This is a genomic window from Daeguia caeni (genome assembly GCF_042653845.1).
GTDB classification, from domain to species: Bacteria; Pseudomonadota; Alphaproteobacteria; order Rhizobiales; family Rhizobiaceae; genus Brucella; species Brucella caeni.
On record NZ_JBHSEL010000048.1, the window covers coordinates 14,425 to 32,635 of the forward strand.

The following is an 18,211-nucleotide window of genomic DNA, read 5'->3' on the forward strand; positions in this document are numbered from 1 at the left end:
GTCGCGACTATGATCCAGCCCGGACGGTATGAAAAGAACCAAAACTGGGTATGAACCGGATATTCACTCCAGGCAGAATAGCCCCCATATCCTGACACCATCTTGTCAGGAGTATGTCTTTATATGACAAAACAGGCAGGAAAGACCGCATTCCGCCCTTTTCTTTTGTCCCTTCGAATTCCATATTGAGCCCATGGCTTCCTCTAAAGACAAATATATCCAAGATACGGATCAGCAACATGGCGGTTTCGGCGAAGCGCCGCAAACCGGTCTGTCAGGCACGCCATTGACGGGCTCCATCGCCGACTGGGCGAAGGAAATCAGCGCCGAGGCGGAAAAGCCGCGCGCAAAGGCGACCGCCAGACCAGCCAAGGCGGCAAAGCCGGCCAAGGCCGGAAAAATTGCCGAACGCAGCACGGAAGCCACGCGCAGCGCCCGCGGCACTTCCATGGGCGGGGCCGCCTCGGCCAAGGAACGCGCGGCTGCCGGCCTCAACCCGGTCGCGGGGCTTGATATCAGCCTGGAAGAGGCAGCCGACATCAATCCGTCTGGTGCAACAGCCACGGTTCAGGCACTGGCCGAGCTGATTGCCTCCGGCAACCCGCTGTTCAAGAACGGTAAGCTCTGGACGCCGCATCGCCCTGCCCGGCCGGAAAAATCCGAAGGCGGCATTCCGTTCCGCATGGAGACGAGTTTCGAGCCATCCGGTGACCAGCCCACTGCGATTCGCGAACTGGTCGCTGGGCTGAAAAACAATGAGCGCACCCAGGTGCTGCTTGGCGTCACCGGTTCCGGCAAGACCTTCACCATGGCCAAGGTCATCGAGGAAACACAGCGTCCCGCCCTGATTCTGGCGCCGAACAAGACCTTGGCGGCCCAGCTTTATGGCGAATTCAAGAGCTTCTTTCCGAACAATGCGGTGGAATATTTCGTCTCCTATTACGACTATTACCAGCCGGAAGCCTATGTGCCGCGCTCGGATACCTATATCGAGAAGGAATCCTCGATCAACGAACAGATCGACCGCATGCGCCACGCGGCAACGCGCGCGCTGCTGGAACGCGATGACGTGATCATCGTCGCCTCGGTCTCGTGCATTTACGGTATCGGTTCGGTCGAAACCTATACCGCCATGACCTTCGAGATGAAGATCGGCGACCGGCTCGACCAGCGCCAACTTCTCGCCGATCTGGTGGAACAGCAATACAAGCGGCAGGACATCAATTTCGTGCGCGGCTCGTTCCGCGTGCGTGGTGACACGATTGAAATCTTCCCCGCCCACCTCGAAGACCGGGCATGGCGCATTTCGTTGTTCGGCGACGAGATCGAGGCCATTACCGAATTCGATCCGCTGACGGGCCAGAAGACCGGCGAGCTGAAATCGGTCAAGATCTATGCCAATTCGCACTATGTCACGCCGCGCCCGACGCTCAATCAGGCAATCAAATCGATCAAGGAAGAGCTGCAGCAACGACTGGCGGAACTGACCCGCGCCGGCCGTCTGCTTGAGGCTCAGCGGCTTGAACAGCGCACGAGCTTCGATCTGGAAATGTTGGAAGCCACCGGCTCCTGCGCCGGTATTGAAAACTATTCGCGCTATCTGACCGGTCGCAATCCCGGCGAACCGCCGCCGACCCTGTTTGAATATATCCCGGACAATGCGCTGGTTTTCATTGACGAGAGCCATGTTACCATTCCGCAAATTGGCGGCATGTATCGCGGCGACTTCCGGCGCAAGGCAACATTGGCCGAATATGGTTTCCGCCTGCCTTCCTGCATGGACAACCGGCCTTTACGTTTTGAGGAATGGGATGCCATGCGCCCGCAGACCATCGCCGTTTCGGCCACGCCGGGGGCATGGGAACTGGAAGAATCCGGCGGTGTCTTTGTTGAACAGGTCATCCGCCCGACCGGCCTGATCGACCCGCTGGTCGAGGTGCGCCCTGCTCGCACACAGGTCGACGATGTTCTGGGCGAAATCCGCGCAACCACCGCCAAGGGCTATCGCACGCTGGTCACGGTTCTGACCAAGCGCATGGCCGAAGACCTGACCGAATATCTGCATGAACAGGGCGTGCGGGTGCGCTACATGCATTCGGACATCGACACGCTGGAGCGCATCGAAATCATCCGCGATCTGCGCCTGGGCGCCTTTGACGTGCTGGTCGGCATCAACCTGCTGCGCGAAGGCCTCGACATTCCCGAATGCGGCTTTGTCGCCATTCTTGACGCCGACAAGGAAGGTTTCCTGCGCTCCGAAACCTCGCTGATCCAGACCATCGGCCGCGCCGCCCGCAATGTTGACGGCAAGGTCATTCTCTATGCTGATACGATTACCGGCTCGATGCAGCGTGCAATGGACGAAACCAGCCGCCGCCGGGAAAAACAGACCGCCTACAATCTGGAGCATGGCATTACCCCGGCTTCGGTAAAGAAGAATATTTCCGATATTCTCGACTCGGTTTACGAACGCGACCACGTCCGCGCCGATATTTCCGGCTTTGCCGAAGAAGGCGCCATGGTAGGCAACAATCTGCAGGCCCATCTCGAACATCTGGAAAAACAGATGCGCGATGCGGCTGCCGATCTCGACTTTGAAACCGCAGCACGCCTGCGCGATGAAATCAAACGCCTGCGCGAAACGGAACTGGCCATTGCCGATGATCCACTGGTGCGCGACCCTGAAGGCAATGCCAGCACGTCGCCACGCGGCAAGGGCAGATCGTTGTTCCAGAAGCCGACACTCGACAATATGGGCCCCGGCACGGATATGGCAAAACCGCTCTTCCGCAAGAACACGCTGGATGAGATGACGGTGAAGCGCACGGAAATTCCCGTGGGCACAGACACGCCGATCCGGCGCGAACGGGCTGGCATCGGTTCTTATGAAGACCCGACCGAGGTCGCACGCAGGAAACGCCGGCCGGGAAAGACCGGAAGACCCGGCCACTGACGGGATTACGCGTGCCATCACCTGCCGCTTTTCTGCCCCTGCCACCACCATGCTGATGCTGCCCATCTGCCCGACATGAAGTTTTGGCTTTGCAACCTGAACGGGAACAGGCAAAATCCGCGCATTGCCCGGAGACTATCTGAAGCCGCTCCAGAAAAGTGGGGACCGCTTTCCCTCCGGAACTGCGGCAAAGCAACATGTTCGAGCAATTCAGCGTTTCCGTGAAAATCTGGATTGCTCCGGGCCAAGACCGATGGCAGCTATGGGAACAGGCATGAGGGTTTTCAATCATTTGCAGATTGCTTGGCTGATTGCATTGCTTATGTGCCTTGCGCCCATATCGATTGGGCCTGCTCTGGCTGCGAATGAACCGCAGCAGGCCAAGAATGTGCCTGAGCCTGCCTCCAGGCCAGCCTCCGAACAGAAACCGGTCACCGTCGACCGGATCTGTACGCTGATTGAAAGCAGTGCGGAAAAATATGGTCTGCCAAAGAACTATTTCGCGCGGCTGATCTGGAAGGAAAGCCGTTTCGACCATCGTGCGATAAGCCCCGTCGGTGCACAGGGCATTGCGCAATTCATGCCCTATACGGCCCGGGAGCGCGGTCTTGCCGACCCTTTTGACATTGAACAGGCAATCCCTGCTTCAGCCAGCTATCTGCGCGACCTGAAAACAGCCTTCGGCAACTGGGGCCTTGCTGCCGCAGCCTATAATGCAGGCCCTGCGCGCGTGACAAGCTGGCAGCGTTCCGGCGGTTTTCTGCCGCTTGAGACGGAAGATTATGTGCTCGACATTACCGGCGCCCCCGCGGATGATTTTGCAGCCGGTCAGGAAGTGAAGGAACGGCCGCTTGATCCAGAACTGAGCTTTGCCGAGGCCTGCCGTCGCCTGCCGGTCGTGCGGGCTGCAACCATTCCCATGTCCCGCGTCAAGCCGAAACCATGGGGCATTCAGGTTGCCGGCAATTTCCGCCGCAGCGTCGCACTCAATCAATGGAACCGGCTGCGCAAACAGTTCGCCACGGTGCTTGCCGCCCACAGGCCCGTCATCAGCCGCATCAAGAGCCCCATCGGCAGGCGCGGAATTTATGCCGTGCGCATCGGCGCAGACAGTCGCAAACAGGCTGATGAAATATGTAATAAATTGCGTACGGCTGGGGGGGCATGTATTGTTTTGCGCAACCTGTGATATATATCAGCTATGTTTGATTAGCAGTTTTATTCGATAAACTATTCCATTCGTTTTATTGTTTAATCATCTTATTATGCGCACATCCTCGTATTTCAATCTATGCTGGAATGATCATCCAAACAATCTTGCGTTGTGTAAAAAAATTGCTTGCCAAATACCGCGCCATATATCAGTCTCATGTCGTTCGGGCATTTTGCGAACAAATGGAAGACTGGTATAACGGCGCGCCGGAGCCGCAATAAGCTTCGGGCCAGAATGTGAATTCTGGCAATGATCGGTTCCTTCCCAAGTCGAGAAACTGCCTGCATAACCCTCTGCCGGGTGTGTGGTGCGCTTGGCAGAAGACGTAATTCCACCGGCTCCGCAAGGAACGGTGGCGCCAAGGAAAAGGAACGGATCCCATGGCACAGACCGGACAGGTCAAATTCTTTAATACCGAAAAAGGCTTTGGTTTTATCAAGCCGGATGATGGTGGCGCGGACATTTTCGTGCATATTTCTGCAGTGCAGGCATCGGGCCTTAGCGGTCTCGCTGACAATCAGAAGGTTTCCTTCGAGACGGAACCGGATCGTCGCGGAAAGGGCCCGAAAGCCGTAAACATCACCATAACTGGCTGATGTCTTTCTCAACCCCATTTGACCCCCGGCTCCTGCCGGGGTTTTTTCATGACCTGCGCCCGGCTCCGATGCCTTCCCGGCAGGCAATGATGGCATGGCCATGGGGCCAGCAAGGCCACAGTTTCAAGGCGCTTTTGCGCGCGCAATATTACGCCGCGTGAGAATATGTTATGCGGTAAAATTGCAGGTTTGTGCCGATGCAGACATTGTTCAGCCGCCATTCATCTTGAAAGGTTTAACAGATCCTTCATGATTTCGAGGCTGTGCCCTCGGTGAATGCGTAACTGAGCTTCCAAAGGAGCCAAACATGAACCGTATCAGCAAAACCATCGTACTGGCCCTCGCAGCCATTGCGACCGTGGCCGTACCGATGAGCACCGCATCGGCCGATCCTTGGGGTCGTCCTGGCGGCTGGCGCCCTGGCTGGGACTATCCGGGCCCGCGTCCGATGCCGCCTCGCCGTCATCGTGGCAATGGTGACGCGGTCGCAGCCGGTGTGATCGGTCTTGCCGCTGGCGCGCTGATTGGCAGCGCCCTGGCACAACCCCCGCGCCGTGTTTATGTCGAGCCGCAATATGCGCCGCCTCCGCCGCCGCCAGCCTATTATCCAAGCGCGCCGCGCCCTGCGGCCTATAAGCCAGGCTTCCAGCCCTGGACTCCGGGCTGGTACAATTATTGCGCAAACCGGTACCGGTCATTCAACCCGAATACCGGCACCTATCGCGGATATGATGGCCGCGATCATTTCTGCAACGCAAACTGAACCAGAAAAGCCGTCCTTCGGGCGGCTTTTCATTATCTCATGCTTCAACGCCTTACACGAGGAACGGATTTGTACGCCGTTCCTCGCCAAAGCGGCTGCCCGGCCCATGGCCGCAAATGAAGCCGATATCATCGCCAAGCGGCAACAATTTTTCCTTGATGGAGCGGATGAGCGCAGCATGATCCCCGCCCGGCAGATCGGTACGCCCGACGGAGCCGTGGAACAGCACATCCCCCACCAGCGCAAAGCGGATGTCAGGATTGTAATAGACGACATGGCCCGGCGCATGACCCGGGCAATGAAATACCTGGAAGCTGTGACCGGAAAATGAAACCGTGTCGCCTTCCTTGAGCCACTGGTCAGGTGCGAGATTGCGCACGCCTTCGGTCATACCATATTTCTGGCCGGTCAGAACCAGATTATCGAGCAGATAGCGGTCATCCTCATGCGGCCCGATCACATTGACGCCCAGCGCGTCGCGCAGTTCAGCCGCGCCCCCTGCGTGATCAATATGGCCATGCGTAATCCAGATTGCCTCTATATCGAGACCCGCTGACCGGATGGCTTCCCGGATGCGTTCAACGTCGCCACCGGGATCCACCACGACCCCCTTCTTCGTGTCCTTGTCGAATACAATCGTGCAATTCTGCTGGAATGGCGTGACAGGTACGATGATGGCCTGCAATTGCCCCATGAAAAATCTCCATCTTCAGAGCATTCGGCTCCTGTTTCCGCCCTGTATGTAGCCGCTAATCGAGACAGGTGAAATGGTTTTATGCCGCTTTGATCATAATAAACAACGGGCGGCTTCAGCCGCCCGCTGCCCCCCCTCTCCTCGCAATAAAGCCGTCCAGACGCTTGTCAGGCCTTGTTTGCCAGAGCGTTCTTGATCAGCCCAGCCACGATGGTCAGGACAAGACCACCCACGCCGCCGCCAGCCAGCTGTCCGACAATGCCATTGAGCGCCGAGTCCAGATTGCCCCCGGCAAGCAAAGGAAGCAGTTGACCAAGAATAACACCGCCAATACCACCAGCTACCGTGTTTCCGGTCGTTCCGAGGCTGATATTCTTGATTGCACCAGCTATATTTCCACCAACTGCTCCAGATACAAGCTGGATAATAATAGGCAATAGAGATTCCATCTGAGTCACCCCATCTCAGTTGAATACGGAACCGACCGATTCCGATGCAAAATCTTTGAACTGAATTCAATTAATGTCAAACATTATGCTACGAATTGGATGCTCCATGATGGATATTTTCATGTGATTTGTTAAATAAATAAATTAAATTCAAACAGTTGAACAATTCTGAATCTTTCACAACAGCAATGCATGCAACTATTGATGCAAATTCATGAAGACCTTCAATGTTTTTCTATGACTCACCTGAATGGTCAGGCATGAACTGTTTGCCGCGACCGCCTCACATCCTTGTGTATGCACAGGGCGAAAAAACGGCCCGGCGATGCGAAATGATTGGTTAACCCTTGCGCAGGAAAAGATTTATTCCAATTTATGATATGATGCTTTGCAAAAATTGTCGATGCGGTTGCAATGGGTCAATATTGCTGAGATATTGCGCAAATCCTAACGGAGTGCCGCAGTGAATTTGAACAATGACGTAAACTATCTGACCACGCCCCTGACCTCCAAGGAGGCTGCGGATCTTAATGTCATCGAACTGCTGTTCTTCTCCTATCGCGACTTCACTGCCGACCCGGACATGATTCTGGAAAAGATCGGTTTTGGTCGCGCGCATCACCGTGTCCTTTATTTCATCAATCGCCGACCGGGCCTGACGGTGGCCGAATTGCTGGATGTCCTGCGCATTACCAAGCAAAGCCTGTCGCGCGTTCTGAAACAACTCATCGACACCGGTCATGTCGTGCAGGCAACCGGCCTGCATGACCGCCGTCACCGCAAGCTTTATCCAACCAAGGCCGGACGGCAGCTTGCGCTCGATCTTGCCCTGCCGCAGTCGCGCCGCATTGAACTGGCCATGCAATCCTTCAGCCCTGAACAGCGCGCCCTGGTCGAGCGCTTTCTCTACAATATGGTCAATGAGGAACGCCGCGCACAGATTGATGATCTGTCCGCCATGGATTCCTGATTTTTGCGGCATAACAGCATAATGGACGCACAGCCTTCCAGCCGGTAAGATAGCCTCGGCGGCGCAACAGGATAGGAATGACCAAAGCCATGACAGCAGAAGAACGCAAACTTTCGGACGACGCACCGCATCTCCTTGTGGTCGATGACGATACGCGTATCCGCAATCTGCTCTCACAATATCTGGTAAACAGTGGCTTCCGCGTCACCGTTGCAGGTTCGGCTGCTGAAGCACGGCGCAAGCTGGCCGGCATTGATTTCGACCTGCTGATCCTCGATGTCATGATGCCGGGGGAAACAGGCGTGGCTCTCACGCGCTCGCTGCGTGAGGAAAAGAATGTTCCCATCCTGATGCTGACAGCCTTGTCTGAAACCGACAACCGCATTGACGGTCTGTCCGCAGGCGCAGACGACTATCTGCCAAAGCCCTTTGACCCGCGCGAATTGGTGCTGCGCATCAACAATATCCTGCGCCGTGGCGCCCAACCGGCCCAGCCCAAGATCGAACAGATCGTCTTTGGCCCATACACCTTCTTCATTCCGCGCCGCGAGCTGAAGAAGGGCTCGGAAATCATCAAGCTCACCGACCGCGAACAGGAGATCATGGCACTGTTTGCCGAACGCGCCGGTGACACCATTCCGCGGCATGAACTGACCGGCCAGGAAGGTGATGTCGGCGAACGCACGATAGACGTTCAGATCAACCGCCTGCGGCGCAAGATCGAACAGGATCCGGCCAATCCGGTCTGGCTGCAGACCGTGCGCGGCATCGGCTACAAGCTCAGCATCGAATAGCTGCGCTGCAAAAGCCGCGGCAGGGATAACAAAAGCCGATGAAATCCCCCACGAAAAAGCTCTTCCGCTGGCTTGCACACCGCATGCCGAAAGGGCTTTATGCGCGATCGCTCATCATCATCATCGCACCGATGGTGCTGTTGCAGACGGTAATTGCCTATGTCTTCATGGAACGACACTGGCAGATGGTCACCGAACGCCTGTCCACCGCCGTTGTGCGCGATATCGCTGCCATTATCGATATTCTGGAAACCTATCCGCAGGAACCCGGCTACGACAACCTGATCCGCATCGCCCAGCAGCGGCTGGCGCTCAACATTTCCATCCTGCCACCCGATCCCCTGCCGCCGCCCGGCCCAAAACCCTTTTTCGCCATTCTCGATTACTTCCTGAGCGAAGAAATCACCCGCCAGATCAACCGGCCGTTCTGGGTTGATACGGTGGGCGATTCCGACCTCATCGAAATCCGCATCAAGCTGGATGACAAGGTCTTGCGCGTCTTTGCTCGCCGCAGCCAGGCCTATGCCTCCAATACCGGTATCTTCCTCACCTGGATGGTCGGCACGGCACTGGTGCTGCTCATCATCGCCATTGCCTTCCTGCGCAACCAGATCAAGCCGATCCAGCAGCTTGCCGAAGCAGCCGAAAGTTTTGGCAAGGGACGCCCGATGCCGGAAGGCTTCCAGCCGGGCGGCGCGCAGGAAGTGCGCCGCGCCGGCATGGCCTTCATCCAGATGCGCGCACGCATCGAGCGCCAGATCGAACAGCGCACCGCCATGCTGTCGGGCGTAAGCCACGACTTGCGCACGATTCTCACCCGTTTCAAGCTGCAACTCGCGCTTGCCGGCCAGTCCATCGATACCGAACCGCTCAATCAGGACATTGCCGACATGCAGACCATGCTGGAAGGCTATCTTGCCTTCGCACGTGGAGAAGGCTCGGAAGAACCGGCTGACTTCGACATGCAGCGTCTGTGCGAAAAGCTTGCCAATGAAGCGCGCCTGCGCGATCGCGGCTTCAAATACAGCATCAAGGGCGACCCCCGGCTGCATGTTCGCCCCAATGCCTTTTCACGCCTGGTCGGCAATCTGGTTTCCAACGCCTTCCGTCACGCCAGCAATGTTGAACTGGGCGTCACGCATGGTGACGGCTGGCTGACCATCATTGTCGATGATGATGGGCCGGGCATTCCGAAAGACCGGCGCGAGGATGTCTTCAAGCCCTTTGTCCGCCTTGATGAAGCGCGAACGCAGGATTCGGGCGGCACGGGCGGGCTTGGCCTTGCCATTGCGCGTGACATAGCCCGCAGTCATGGCGGCGATATCGAGCTTCAGGATTCCCCATTGGGCGGCCTGCGCGCCATCATCCGCATCCCGGCCTGATCATCCGCGATTGATCAACTGCGCCGCCATATAGCCAAGGGCGGTTGCCGCAAGACAGACCATGACGGAAATGGCTACATTGAGCAGGGCGCGCTCCGGCTGACCAAGGCGCAGCAGCTCGAATGTCTGCAGGCTGAACGAGGAAAAGGTGGTAAAACCGCCGCAGACCCCGACCATGAAGGCAAGCCGCCACACTTCCGGCAGCGGGAAACGTCCAGTCGGAAACGTGAGCATGCCGAAGAAGGAAATAAGGAATGAACCGGCAATATTGATGCCGATCGTGCCCCACGGCAGGTCACGGCTGACATGCGCCATCAGCAGGCCTATCCAGTAGCGCAAAACGCTTCCCAGAGCCCCGCCTGCTGCCACGGCCAGTGTTGCCTGCATTGTCTTGTTCCAGCCTGTCCTGATGAGACCTTGCGCTTAAAACAGTTTGCCACCATTCGGCACCGGCTTGTCAATCGCAGCCAGCACGACATCGCCATTTTCATCCGGCAGCCCGAGCGTCAGCACTTCCGACATGAACGGCCCGATCTGGCGTGGCGGAAAATTGACCACCGCCAGCACCTGCCTGCCAAGGAGGGTTTCCGGCGAATAATGTCTGGTTATCTGCGCCGACGAGCGCTTCACCCCGATCTTGTCGCCAAAATCGATTTTCAGCTTGAAGGCAGGCTTGCGCGCTTCCAGAAAAGGCTGAACATCGATGATCGTGCCGGAGCGGATATCGACCTTTTCAAAATCATCCCAGCTTATTGTCTTGTCACTCAATTGCCGTTCCCCAGAGAAATTGTGAGAGCCATTGTGAAGACACTGTCTCTTATGGGTGAAGAGACGCGACAGGACAAGGCACCATGTCGTGCATCCATCCGGAATGGACGCACGGTGCAGATAGTGCATGAGGCAGATCAGGCACGTCCAACGGTCTCAAAAACCACGCTGTCGAGCGCCTCGCGCGCACCAACACCTGACCAAACCACGAACTGGAAGGCCTGGAAATAGGTTTCGCAAGCTTCCAGCGCTGCCGAAAGCAGCACTTCAACCTGACGGCTGGTTGGCTCAACCCCACCCGCCAGCAACAGGGACTGGCGATACATGATCACGCCTTCCTGCTGCCAGAGATCGAAATGGCCCATCAGCAGTTTTCCATTGATCAGGGACAACAGGCGCATCACTTCATTGACGCGCGGTTCTGACACCTTGATGTCAAAGGCGCAGGCCAGATGCAGCGCCTCGAAATCTTCCATCCATGAAAACGAGATATGATAATCGCTCCAGCTCCCCGCCACTGAAATAGCGATCTCGTCATCACCAGTGCGTTCAAATGTCCAGTCGTTTGAATGCGCAACCTGCTCGATCACATCGACCGGATGTGCTTCGCGTGCGAATTCAAGCTCTAATAGACTCATGTCCAATTCCTGTTCTCGGAAACACATGCAAGTCGCGTTTCCAGATAACCGACCAGCAATATTTGCCTGCCGATACCCGCATCAAAGCAAACCCCGCTTGAAATACAGGCATGAATTAATAGGTCGAGGAACTGGCATGCCTGACAGCATGCAGCGCCTCAATGACACACGCACATACGCAACTGATACTGGAAAGCAGGCGAACGCTGCGGTACTCGCAAACCCCTCTCGCCGCTGCCTACATGATACTGTTACGAATCATGTAGTGTTTTCAGTCTATTGAAGAGAGTCACGAACACCAGCCCCTTTTCAAAAAACCAACATGAAAGCATGTGGATAGTTCGGGCTGCAGACCGCCACCCTTGCCTTAAGCGACTCTAAGACAAGGGTTTTTGGCAGATGGGGCCTGTGAATAAAAATCAGGAATTATTTTTGCTTTTTGCCGCAGAAGCTGTGTTTTTTGCCGTTTTTGTTTCACTGGCAGCTTCAAGTTTGGCAATGCGCGCTTCAAGTGCCTCGATTTTTGCCAGAAGCGCGCTGTTTTCCGTCCGCGCCTTGATCGCCAGTTCGCGCACGGCCTCGAAATCTTCTCGCTGCACGACATCAAGCGCATTCAGCACGCGCTCGCTCTGCGAACGCAGTGCGGTTTCCACCTCGCGGCGCACCCCCTGCGCAGCCCCTGCTGCATCGGTCACAAGCTTGGCGAGTTCATCGAGAACCCGGTTTGGTCCGCTGGTCATGGTCGTCTTCCCTATTTTCGCTGCGGGCTCACGCAAAGCCTGTACAGGAAATAGGGCTGTCTTCCCCGTGATGCAAGCATGCTGATGAAGTCTGGCGCTTGACCGCACGCAATTCGTCCAGCATGGTCACGCGCAAACTGGAGTGATTTCATGATCGAAACCCAAATGCCGACCGTGCTGCATTCTGGCCTTGCCTTTCCGGATATTGACCCGGTGATCTTTTCCATTGGTCCTTTTGCGGTGCACTGGTATGGGCTCGGCTATGTCGTGGGCATCCTGTTTGCATGGTGGTATGGCAAGAAACTGCTGCGCACCAACCGGCTGTGGGCCAACAATGAACCACCCATGCCGCCGGAGGCGCTTGACGATTTCGTGCTGTGGGCAGCCCTTGGCGTCGTGCTTGGCGGCCGTCTTGGCTATGTGCTGTTTTACAATTTCTCCTTCTATCTTGCTCATCCGCTGGAAATTCCCGCCGTGTGGGACGGCGGCATGTCCTTTCATGGCGGCATCATCGGCACCACCCTAGCCATGATCCTGTTTGCCCGCGCACGCAACATCCGCATCTGGAGCATGTTCGACACCATTGCCGCCGGCGTGCCGGTTGGTCTTGGCATTGTGCGCATTGCCAATTTCATCAATTCCGAACTCTGGGGCCGGGTCAGCGACGTACCCTGGGCCGTCTATTTCCCCAATGGCGGCCCGCTGCCGCGCCATCCAAGTCAGCTCTACGAATCCGCCCTTGAAGGCCTTGTCCTGTTTCTCGTCCTTTTCCTGCTGATCTGGGTCGGAAACCAGCTCAGGAAACCCGGTTTCGTAGCCGGCGCCTTTGTGACCGGCTATGGCCTGGCGCGCATCATTGTCGAATTCTACCGCGAACCAGATGCACAGATCGGCTATCTGTTCGGTGGTTGGCTCACCATGGGCATGGTGCTTTCGCTGCCGATGGTGCTGCTTGGCATCTGGGCCATGCTGCGCGCGAACCGGGCTGCCAAACATGCCTGATCTGCCAAACATGTCCGACCTGAAACAACGTCTCAAACGTCTCATTGCCACGACCGGGCCAATCAGCGTGGCCGACTATATGGCGGCCTGCCTTGGCGACCGCGACAGCGGCTATTACACCACGCGCGACCCCTTCGGGCGCGAAGGGGATTTCATCACCGCGCCTGAAATAAGCCAGATGTTTGGCGAGCTGATTGGCATCTGGTGCCTTGGCATATGGGATGCGCTGGGCCGCCCCGACAATGTGGTGATCTGCGAAATCGGCCCCGGACGCGGCACGTTGATGAGCGATCTTTTGCGCACCATCAGCAAGCTTGCACCTGATCTCGTGAAAACGGCCAAGATAGCCATGATCGAGACCAGCACGCGCCTGGCCGCACAACAGCGCGAAAGACTGGCACACAGTGGCGCCCGCATTGAATGGTTTGAGCGTTTCGGCGCCATTCCGGCCGGGCCGCTGATCCTTGTCGCCAATGAACTGTTCGACGCCATTCCGATCCGCCAGTTTGTCAAGCTTCAGGGCAGGTTTGTCGAGCGTATGGTGGCGCTCGATGCAGCAGGCAATCTGCATTTTGCCAGCGGCGCCGGCGGCATTGATCCGGCCCTGCTGCCAAAGGGCCATGAACATGCGCCCGACGGCACGATTTTTGAGGCAGCCCCTGCCCGCACGGCATTGATGCAGGAAATTGCCCTGCGCATTGCCGAACAGCGCGGTGCGGCCCTTGCCATTGATTATGGCCATCTGGAAAGTGGCTTTGGCGACACGCTGCAGGCCATGCTCAAACATGCCTATGACGATGTCTTTGCCCATCCGGGCGAGGCGGATCTGACCAGTCATGTCGATTTTGCCGTTCTGGAACAGACCGCGCGCAATTGCGGCCTTGTCACCGGCATGATGACGCAGGGGGAATTCCTGCTCGCCATGGGCCTGCTTGACCGTGCCGGACGGCTGGGGGCGGGCCGCGACGCCACCTTTCAGGAACGGATTCGCGCTGATGTCGAGCGTCTGGCTGCCCCCGACCAGATGGGCGATCTGTTCAAGGTTCTCTCTGTCTGCGACCCTGCAACGCGGAATTTTCCCTTTCAGTCATGAAACATGACTGTAAAATACCGGCTGCATTGCCAAGGCCGCTTCTCCGGCGTGGGACAGGAAAGCGGCAATTGACAAGCTTGCCTACCTCCCCCACCATCCCACGACATTTGACTTGAAAGAGCCTTCATGACCGACAAGCCTCAACCGCTTCACTCGCCATTGCTGCATGGCCCGGCCGGAAAGGCTGGCTATCGCATTGCGCATGGCTTTTTCAACCGGATCGGCGGCGTGTCCGAAGGCATCTATGCCGGGCTGAATGTCGGCAGCGGCTCCAATGACAATCCCGCGCATGTGGCCGAAAACCGCCGCCGCGTGGCAGAAACGCTTGGCGTCGCACCGGACCATCTTCTCACCGTTCATCAGGTTCACTCGCCGGATGTGGTCACCGTACGCGAACCCTTTGGACCGGAACGCCCCAAGGCTGATGCCATGGTCACCAATGTTCCGGGCATTGCCATTGGCGCCCTGTCTGCCGATTGCGGCCCGGTGCTGTTTGCCGATCACAAAGCCGGCGTCATCGGCTCTGCCCATGCCGGCTGGCGCGGTGCGCTTTCCGGCGTTCTGGAAAACACCATCGAGGCCATGATTGCGCTGGGTGCCCGGCGCGAGAACATTGTCGCCGTGCTTGGCCCGGCCATCGGCCCCGACCATTACGAGGTCGGCCCGGAATTTTATCAGCAGTTCCTCAGTCATAATGTCGATTATGCCCGTTATTTCGCTTCATCCGGCAAGGATGAGCACAAGATGTTCGACCTCTGGCAATTCATAGCCGACCGGCTCAATGCGGCAGGCGTAAGGGGAGAGGCGCTGCGTCAATGCACCTATGCCGACGAAGCGCGCTTTTATTCCTACCGTCGCACCACACACCGCAAGGAACCGGATTACGGACGCCAGATTGCCGCCATTGCCATCATTCAGGATTAAAGGGAGATCTTAATGGCCCTTCACTTCGAGCCGGAAGAATTCGCCGCCCGTCGCGACCGACTGATCTTGAAGATGGAAGAAGAAAAGCTGGACGCGCTTTTGCTGTTCTCGCAGGAAAGCATGTATTGGCTGACCGGCTATGACACATTCGGCTTTTGCTTCTTCCAGTGTCTCGTGGTCAAGTCTGATGGTTCGATGGTGCTGATGACCCGATCGGCCGATCTGCGTCAGGCCCGCCATACATCGAATATCGACGAAATCGTGGTCTGGACAGACCGTGCCAATGCCAATCCGGCGGCCGATCTGCGCAATCTCCTGAGTGAACTTGATCTTCTGGGCGCGCGCATCGGTATTGAATATCAGACCCATGGCCTGACCGGCGCCAATGCGCGCCGCCTTGACGAGCAATTGACCAGTTTTGCCACGCTGCATGACGCCTCCGGCATGATCGACAGCCTGCGCGTGCTCAAAAGCCCGGCCGAAATCGCCTATGTCCGGCGCGCCGCCGCCCTGAGTGATGATGCGCTGGATGCCGCAATCAGGCTCACCCGTGCAGGTGCCGACGAGGCTGACATTCTCGCTGCCATGATGAGCGCCAACTTTGCCGGCGATGGCGATTATCCAGCCAATGAATATATTATCGGTTCGGGTGCCGACGCACTGCTTTGCCGCTACAAGTCTGGCCGACGCAAGCTCGACGAAAACGACCAGCTCACGCTCGAATGGTCGGGGGTTTTCCGTCATTACCACGCCCCGATGATGCGCACGCTGATTATCGGCAAGCCCACATTGCAACATCAGAAGCTTTATACCGCCGCCCGGGAGGCGCTGCAGGCGGTGGAAGCGGCCATGGTGCCCGGCAACACTTTTGGCGACGTGTTCGAGGCTCATGCGCGCACCATGGAGGCGCATGATCTGACCCGTCACAGGCTCAATGCCTGCGGCTATTCTGTCGGTGCGCGCTTCACGCCGTCATGGATGGATCCGCAGATGTTTTATGCCGGCAATCCCGAGACCATCCAGCCGGACATGACCTTGTTCGCGCACATGATCATCATGGATTCCGATAGCGGGACCGCCATGACGCTTGGCCAGACCTATCTCACAACAAATGGCCCTGCCGTGCCATTATCCCGCCATTCTCTTGATATGATTGTCAAATGATGTGCGATCAGCGATAGTCTCGCAATTCCGGGTTTGCGGAGCAGGCCCGGGATCCATTAATGTGATGCAAATGGTACAGACTGGCGATCTGCCGCGTTGAGGAGCTTCAAGCCGGACATGATCAAGGTACGTCTCTCTGTCATGCTTTTGCTGGCTGGATTTCTGGTCGCCTGTAACAGTACGGAATCCACCCTGAATGTTCAGGGCCAGACTACAGGCGAACAGACCACGGCCGCAGCAGCCACGCCCCCCGCCGGCGCAAGCCCGGCAGCAGCCGCGCCACAGGCATCAGCCATGCTCAAGCCCGGCAAGCTGCAGATTGCGCCTCTGGTCGGCGCGCCCGTCAATATCGTCACGCCGCTCACCCATCGCATGAATGATGTCGCCAAGACCAAGGGCATTGTGCTGGCTGGCAGCAATGACAAGGATGCGGCCTATGTCATCCGCGGCTATTTCTCGGCGCTTGCCGAAAACAACCAGACCACCATTCTCTATGTCTGGGACATCACGGATGCAGCAGGCAACCGTCTTCATCGCATTCAGGGTCAGGAAAAGGTGCCAGGAGCTGCAGCCGACTCATGGAGCGTCGTCACACCGGCAACCATGCAGGCGATCGCCGATAAAACCATGCAGGAATATGCGAGCTGGTTTGCAGCAAACAAGGCTTGACCGCATGATTGCGGGACTTTCCGCAACCAGACATCATGCAAAAGGGAAAAAGATCACGGAAAAGTTGCACTGTTAATTTTTTTGCAATGATTGTGATCGGACGGGACTTGCAATCGCCATGACTCTTTGCGATAGCCCCAGCATCCTAAAGACAGACAGGCTGCAGCATATCGCCGCCTTGCATCAAACGGGCGAATGCGTGGTTTCGAGGTTTTTAGCAGAGCAGTTTAGGGCGCATTCATTCTGTCCCGGGCTGCGTCGAAACGAGAGTGTGTCTTCCAAAGGTGGGAACCGGTTTTGGAACAGAGACATGCGTCAAAACGGAATTTAGAGCATTCTGCATGTTCCCGTTCAATGAGGAATGCCCTAAGCGCGACTGCATCGGTGTCAGAGGCAAAATATGAAACTTTTCGCAGGCAACTCCAACCGGGTTCTTGCCGAATCCGTTGCTGAATATCTCAAAATACCGCTCGGCCAGGCGAGTGTCCGTCGGTTCGCCGATCAGGAAATCTTCGTCGAGATCCAGGAAAACGTCCGCGGCGAAGACGTGTTTGTCCTGCAATCGACCTCCTATCCGGCCAATGACCACCTGATGGAGCTGTTGATCATGATCGATGCGCTGCGCCGCTCCTCAGCCCGCCGCATCACCGCCGTGATCCCCTACTTCGGTTATGCCCGTCAGGATCGCAAACCCGGCCCGCGCACGCCGATCTCGGCCAAGCTCGTTGCCAACCTCATCACCGAAGCCGGCGCAAACCGCGTTCTGACACTTGACCTGCATGCTGGTCAGATCCAAGGCTTCTTCGATATCCCCACAGACAATCTCTATGCCGTTCCGGTCATCGCCCGCGACGTGAAGGCAAATTACCCGACCGGCAACTGCATGGTCGTTTCGCCAGACGTCGGCGGCGTGGTGCGCGCCCGCTCGCTGGCAAAGCGCATTGATGCGCAGCTTGCTATTGTTGACAAGCGCCGTGAACGTCCGGGGGAATCGGAAGTCATGAACGTCATCGGCGATGTCTCCGGCAAGGACTGCCTGCTGTTCGACGATATCGTCGATTCCGGCGGCACGCTCTGCAACGCAGCCGAAGCCCTGCTGAAAAAGGGCGCCAACAGCGTCACCGCCTATATCACCCACGGTGTTCTGTCGGGTGGTGCAGTTGCCCGCATTGCCGCTTCCAAGCTGAAAGAGCTGGTCATCACCGACTCCATCCAGCCAACCGCAGCCATCAACGACACGCCCAATATCCGCGTTCTGTCGATTTCCGGCCTGATCGGCGAGGCAATCGCCCGCACGGCTGCCGAGCAGTCGGTTTCAAGCCTGTTCGACTGATCAGGTAGACAGCAACCAATCAAAGGCCGCCGTCCTGACACCAGGGCGGCGGCTTTTATCGCTGTC

General features: G+C 57.1%; 19 protein-coding genes. 13 read left to right on the plus strand and 6 right to left on the minus strand.

Annotated features, from left to right (window positions below):
• Window positions 1-193: 193 nt before the first annotated feature.
• The 4 genes from uvrB to ACFO1V_RS06425 all read left to right on the plus strand — a co-directional run bounded on the left by uvrB (window position 194) and on the right by ACFO1V_RS06425 (window position 5,525).
• Window positions 194-2,953: an excinuclease ABC subunit UvrB gene (gene uvrB, locus ACFO1V_RS06410; protein ID WP_374832919.1), complete on the plus strand. Its 2,760-nt coding sequence runs from the start codon at window positions 194-196 to the stop codon at window positions 2,951-2,953.
• Between the two features lie 322 nt (window positions 2,954-3,275).
• A complete protein-coding gene (locus ACFO1V_RS06415) occupies window positions 3,276-4,142 on the plus strand; it encodes a transglycosylase SLT domain-containing protein (RefSeq protein ID WP_374832951.1) in 867 nt (288 codons plus the stop codon).
• Window positions 4,143-4,546: 404 nt separating this feature from the next.
• Window positions 4,547-4,762: a cold-shock protein gene (locus ACFO1V_RS06420; protein WP_374832917.1), complete on the plus strand. Its 216-nt coding sequence runs from the start codon at window positions 4,547-4,549 to the stop codon at window positions 4,760-4,762.
• Window positions 4,763-5,069: 307 nt separating this feature from the next.
• Window positions 5,070-5,525: a BA14K family protein gene (locus ACFO1V_RS06425; protein WP_374832915.1), complete on the plus strand. Its 456-nt coding sequence runs from the start codon at window positions 5,070-5,072 to the stop codon at window positions 5,523-5,525.
• A 52-nt stretch (window positions 5,526-5,577) separates the two neighbouring features.
• Here the strand turns inward: ACFO1V_RS06425 and ACFO1V_RS06430 are convergent, their stop codons facing one another.
• Complete coding sequence (locus ACFO1V_RS06430) at window positions 5,578-6,219, minus strand: MBL fold metallo-hydrolase (RefSeq protein WP_374832913.1); 642 nt, start codon at window positions 6,217-6,219, stop codon at window positions 5,578-5,580.
• Between the two features lie 167 nt (window positions 6,220-6,386).
• On the minus strand, window positions 6,387-6,668 hold the full coding sequence (locus tag ACFO1V_RS06435; protein WP_374832911.1) for a hypothetical protein: 282 nt from the start codon (window positions 6,666-6,668) through the stop codon (window positions 6,387-6,389).
• 463 nt (window positions 6,669-7,131) lie between these two features.
• Here ACFO1V_RS06435 and ACFO1V_RS06440 point away from each other — a divergent pair, with 463 nt between their 5' ends.
• The 3 genes from ACFO1V_RS06440 to ACFO1V_RS06450 all read left to right on the plus strand — a co-directional run bounded on the left by ACFO1V_RS06440 (window position 7,132) and on the right by ACFO1V_RS06450 (window position 9,814).
• On the plus strand, window positions 7,132-7,638 hold the full coding sequence (locus ACFO1V_RS06440) for a MarR family winged helix-turn-helix transcriptional regulator (RefSeq protein WP_374832909.1): 507 nt from the start codon (window positions 7,132-7,134) through the stop codon (window positions 7,636-7,638).
• A gap of 89 nt (window positions 7,639-7,727) precedes the next feature.
• Window positions 7,728-8,432, plus strand: coding sequence for a response regulator (locus ACFO1V_RS06445; RefSeq protein ID WP_374832949.1), 705 nt, complete (start codon window positions 7,728-7,730; stop codon window positions 8,430-8,432).
• Window positions 8,433-8,470: 38 nt separating this feature from the next.
• The gene (locus ACFO1V_RS06450) at window positions 8,471-9,814 is read left to right on the plus strand and encodes an ATP-binding protein (protein ID WP_374832907.1); all 1,344 of its coding nucleotides are present in this window, start codon (window positions 8,471-8,473) and stop codon (window positions 9,812-9,814) included.
• Here the strand turns inward: ACFO1V_RS06450 and crcB are convergent, their stop codons facing one another.
• The 4 genes from crcB to ACFO1V_RS06470 all read right to left on the minus strand — a co-directional run bounded on the left by crcB (window position 9,815) and on the right by ACFO1V_RS06470 (window position 11,960).
• The gene (gene crcB, locus ACFO1V_RS06455) at window positions 9,815-10,201 is read right to left on the minus strand and encodes a fluoride efflux transporter CrcB (protein WP_374832905.1); all 387 of its coding nucleotides are present in this window, start codon (window positions 10,199-10,201) and stop codon (window positions 9,815-9,817) included.
• Between the two features lie 36 nt (window positions 10,202-10,237).
• On the minus strand, window positions 10,238-10,582 hold the full coding sequence (locus ACFO1V_RS06460) for a tRNA-binding protein (RefSeq protein WP_374832903.1): 345 nt from the start codon (window positions 10,580-10,582) through the stop codon (window positions 10,238-10,240).
• Window positions 10,583-10,719: 137 nt separating this feature from the next.
• Complete coding sequence (locus ACFO1V_RS06465) at window positions 10,720-11,220, minus strand: type III secretion system chaperone family protein (RefSeq protein ID WP_374832901.1); 501 nt, start codon at window positions 11,218-11,220, stop codon at window positions 10,720-10,722.
• 419 nt (window positions 11,221-11,639) lie between these two features.
• On the minus strand, window positions 11,640-11,960 hold the full coding sequence (locus tag ACFO1V_RS06470) for an accessory factor UbiK family protein (protein WP_374832899.1): 321 nt from the start codon (window positions 11,958-11,960) through the stop codon (window positions 11,640-11,642).
• Window positions 11,961-12,110: 150 nt separating this feature from the next.
• Between ACFO1V_RS06470 and lgt the strand changes: the two genes are divergently transcribed.
• The 6 genes from lgt (at window position 12,111) to ACFO1V_RS06500 (ending at window position 18,145) form a co-directional block, all read left to right on the plus strand.
• Entirely contained in the window at window positions 12,111-12,962 is an 852-nt protein-coding gene (gene lgt, locus ACFO1V_RS06475; RefSeq protein ID WP_374832897.1) for a prolipoprotein diacylglyceryl transferase, read from the plus strand.
• Complete coding sequence (locus ACFO1V_RS06480; protein ID WP_374832895.1) at window positions 12,955-14,055, plus strand: class I SAM-dependent methyltransferase; 1,101 nt, start codon at window positions 12,955-12,957, stop codon at window positions 14,053-14,055. Before lgt ends, ACFO1V_RS06480 begins: the two co-directional genes overlap by 8 nt.
• Before the next feature lie 126 nt (window positions 14,056-14,181).
• Window positions 14,182-14,979, plus strand: a complete 798-nt coding sequence (gene pgeF / locus ACFO1V_RS06485) for a peptidoglycan editing factor PgeF (RefSeq protein ID WP_374832893.1) — start codon at window positions 14,182-14,184, stop codon at window positions 14,977-14,979.
• A 12-nt stretch (window positions 14,980-14,991) separates the two neighbouring features.
• Window positions 14,992-16,143, plus strand: a complete 1,152-nt coding sequence (locus ACFO1V_RS06490; RefSeq protein ID WP_374832891.1) for a M24 family metallopeptidase — start codon at window positions 14,992-14,994, stop codon at window positions 16,141-16,143.
• Between the two features lie 117 nt (window positions 16,144-16,260).
• Window positions 16,261-16,812: a hypothetical protein gene (locus ACFO1V_RS06495; RefSeq protein WP_374832889.1), complete on the plus strand. Its 552-nt coding sequence runs from the start codon at window positions 16,261-16,263 to the stop codon at window positions 16,810-16,812.
• 400 nt (window positions 16,813-17,212) lie between these two features.
• On the plus strand, window positions 17,213-18,145 hold the full coding sequence (locus ACFO1V_RS06500; RefSeq protein ID WP_374832887.1) for a ribose-phosphate pyrophosphokinase: 933 nt from the start codon (window positions 17,213-17,215) through the stop codon (window positions 18,143-18,145).
• The last annotated feature ends 66 nt before the right edge of the window (window positions 18,146-18,211 follow it).

Coding starts and splice junctions, on each gene's coding strand:
- uvrB (WP_374832919.1), top strand. CDS start 194: ATGGCTTCCTCTAAAGACAAATATATCCAAGATACGGATCAGCAACAT.
- ACFO1V_RS06415 (WP_374832951.1), top strand. CDS start 3,276: ATGTGCCTTGCGCCCATATCGATTGGGCCTGCTCTGGCTGCGAATGAA.
- ACFO1V_RS06420 (WP_374832917.1), top strand. CDS start 4,547: ATGGCACAGACCGGACAGGTCAAATTCTTTAATACCGAAAAAGGCTTT.
- ACFO1V_RS06425 (WP_374832915.1), top strand. CDS start 5,070: ATGAACCGTATCAGCAAAACCATCGTACTGGCCCTCGCAGCCATTGCG.
- ACFO1V_RS06430 (WP_374832913.1), bottom strand. CDS start 6,219: ATGGGGCAATTGCAGGCCATCATCGTACCTGTCACGCCATTCCAGCAG.
- ACFO1V_RS06435 (WP_374832911.1), bottom strand. CDS start 6,668: ATGGAATCTCTATTGCCTATTATTATCCAGCTTGTATCTGGAGCAGTT.
- ACFO1V_RS06445 (WP_374832949.1), top strand. CDS start 7,728: ATGACAGCAGAAGAACGCAAACTTTCGGACGACGCACCGCATCTCCTT.
- ACFO1V_RS06450 (WP_374832907.1), top strand. CDS start 8,471: ATGAAATCCCCCACGAAAAAGCTCTTCCGCTGGCTTGCACACCGCATG.
- crcB (WP_374832905.1), bottom strand. CDS start 10,201: ATGCAGGCAACACTGGCCGTGGCAGCAGGCGGGGCTCTGGGAAGCGTT.
- ACFO1V_RS06465 (WP_374832901.1), bottom strand. CDS start 11,220: ATGAGTCTATTAGAGCTTGAATTCGCACGCGAAGCACATCCGGTCGAT.
- ACFO1V_RS06470 (WP_374832899.1), bottom strand. CDS start 11,960: ATGACCAGCGGACCAAACCGGGTTCTCGATGAACTCGCCAAGCTTGTG.
- lgt (WP_374832897.1), top strand. CDS start 12,111: ATGATCGAAACCCAAATGCCGACCGTGCTGCATTCTGGCCTTGCCTTT.
- ACFO1V_RS06480 (WP_374832895.1), top strand. CDS start 12,955: ATGCCTGATCTGCCAAACATGTCCGACCTGAAACAACGTCTCAAACGT.
- pgeF (WP_374832893.1), top strand. CDS start 14,182: ATGACCGACAAGCCTCAACCGCTTCACTCGCCATTGCTGCATGGCCCG.
- ACFO1V_RS06490 (WP_374832891.1), top strand. CDS start 14,992: ATGGCCCTTCACTTCGAGCCGGAAGAATTCGCCGCCCGTCGCGACCGA.
- ACFO1V_RS06495 (WP_374832889.1), top strand. CDS start 16,261: ATGATCAAGGTACGTCTCTCTGTCATGCTTTTGCTGGCTGGATTTCTG.
- ACFO1V_RS06500 (WP_374832887.1), top strand. CDS start 17,213: ATGAAACTTTTCGCAGGCAACTCCAACCGGGTTCTTGCCGAATCCGTT.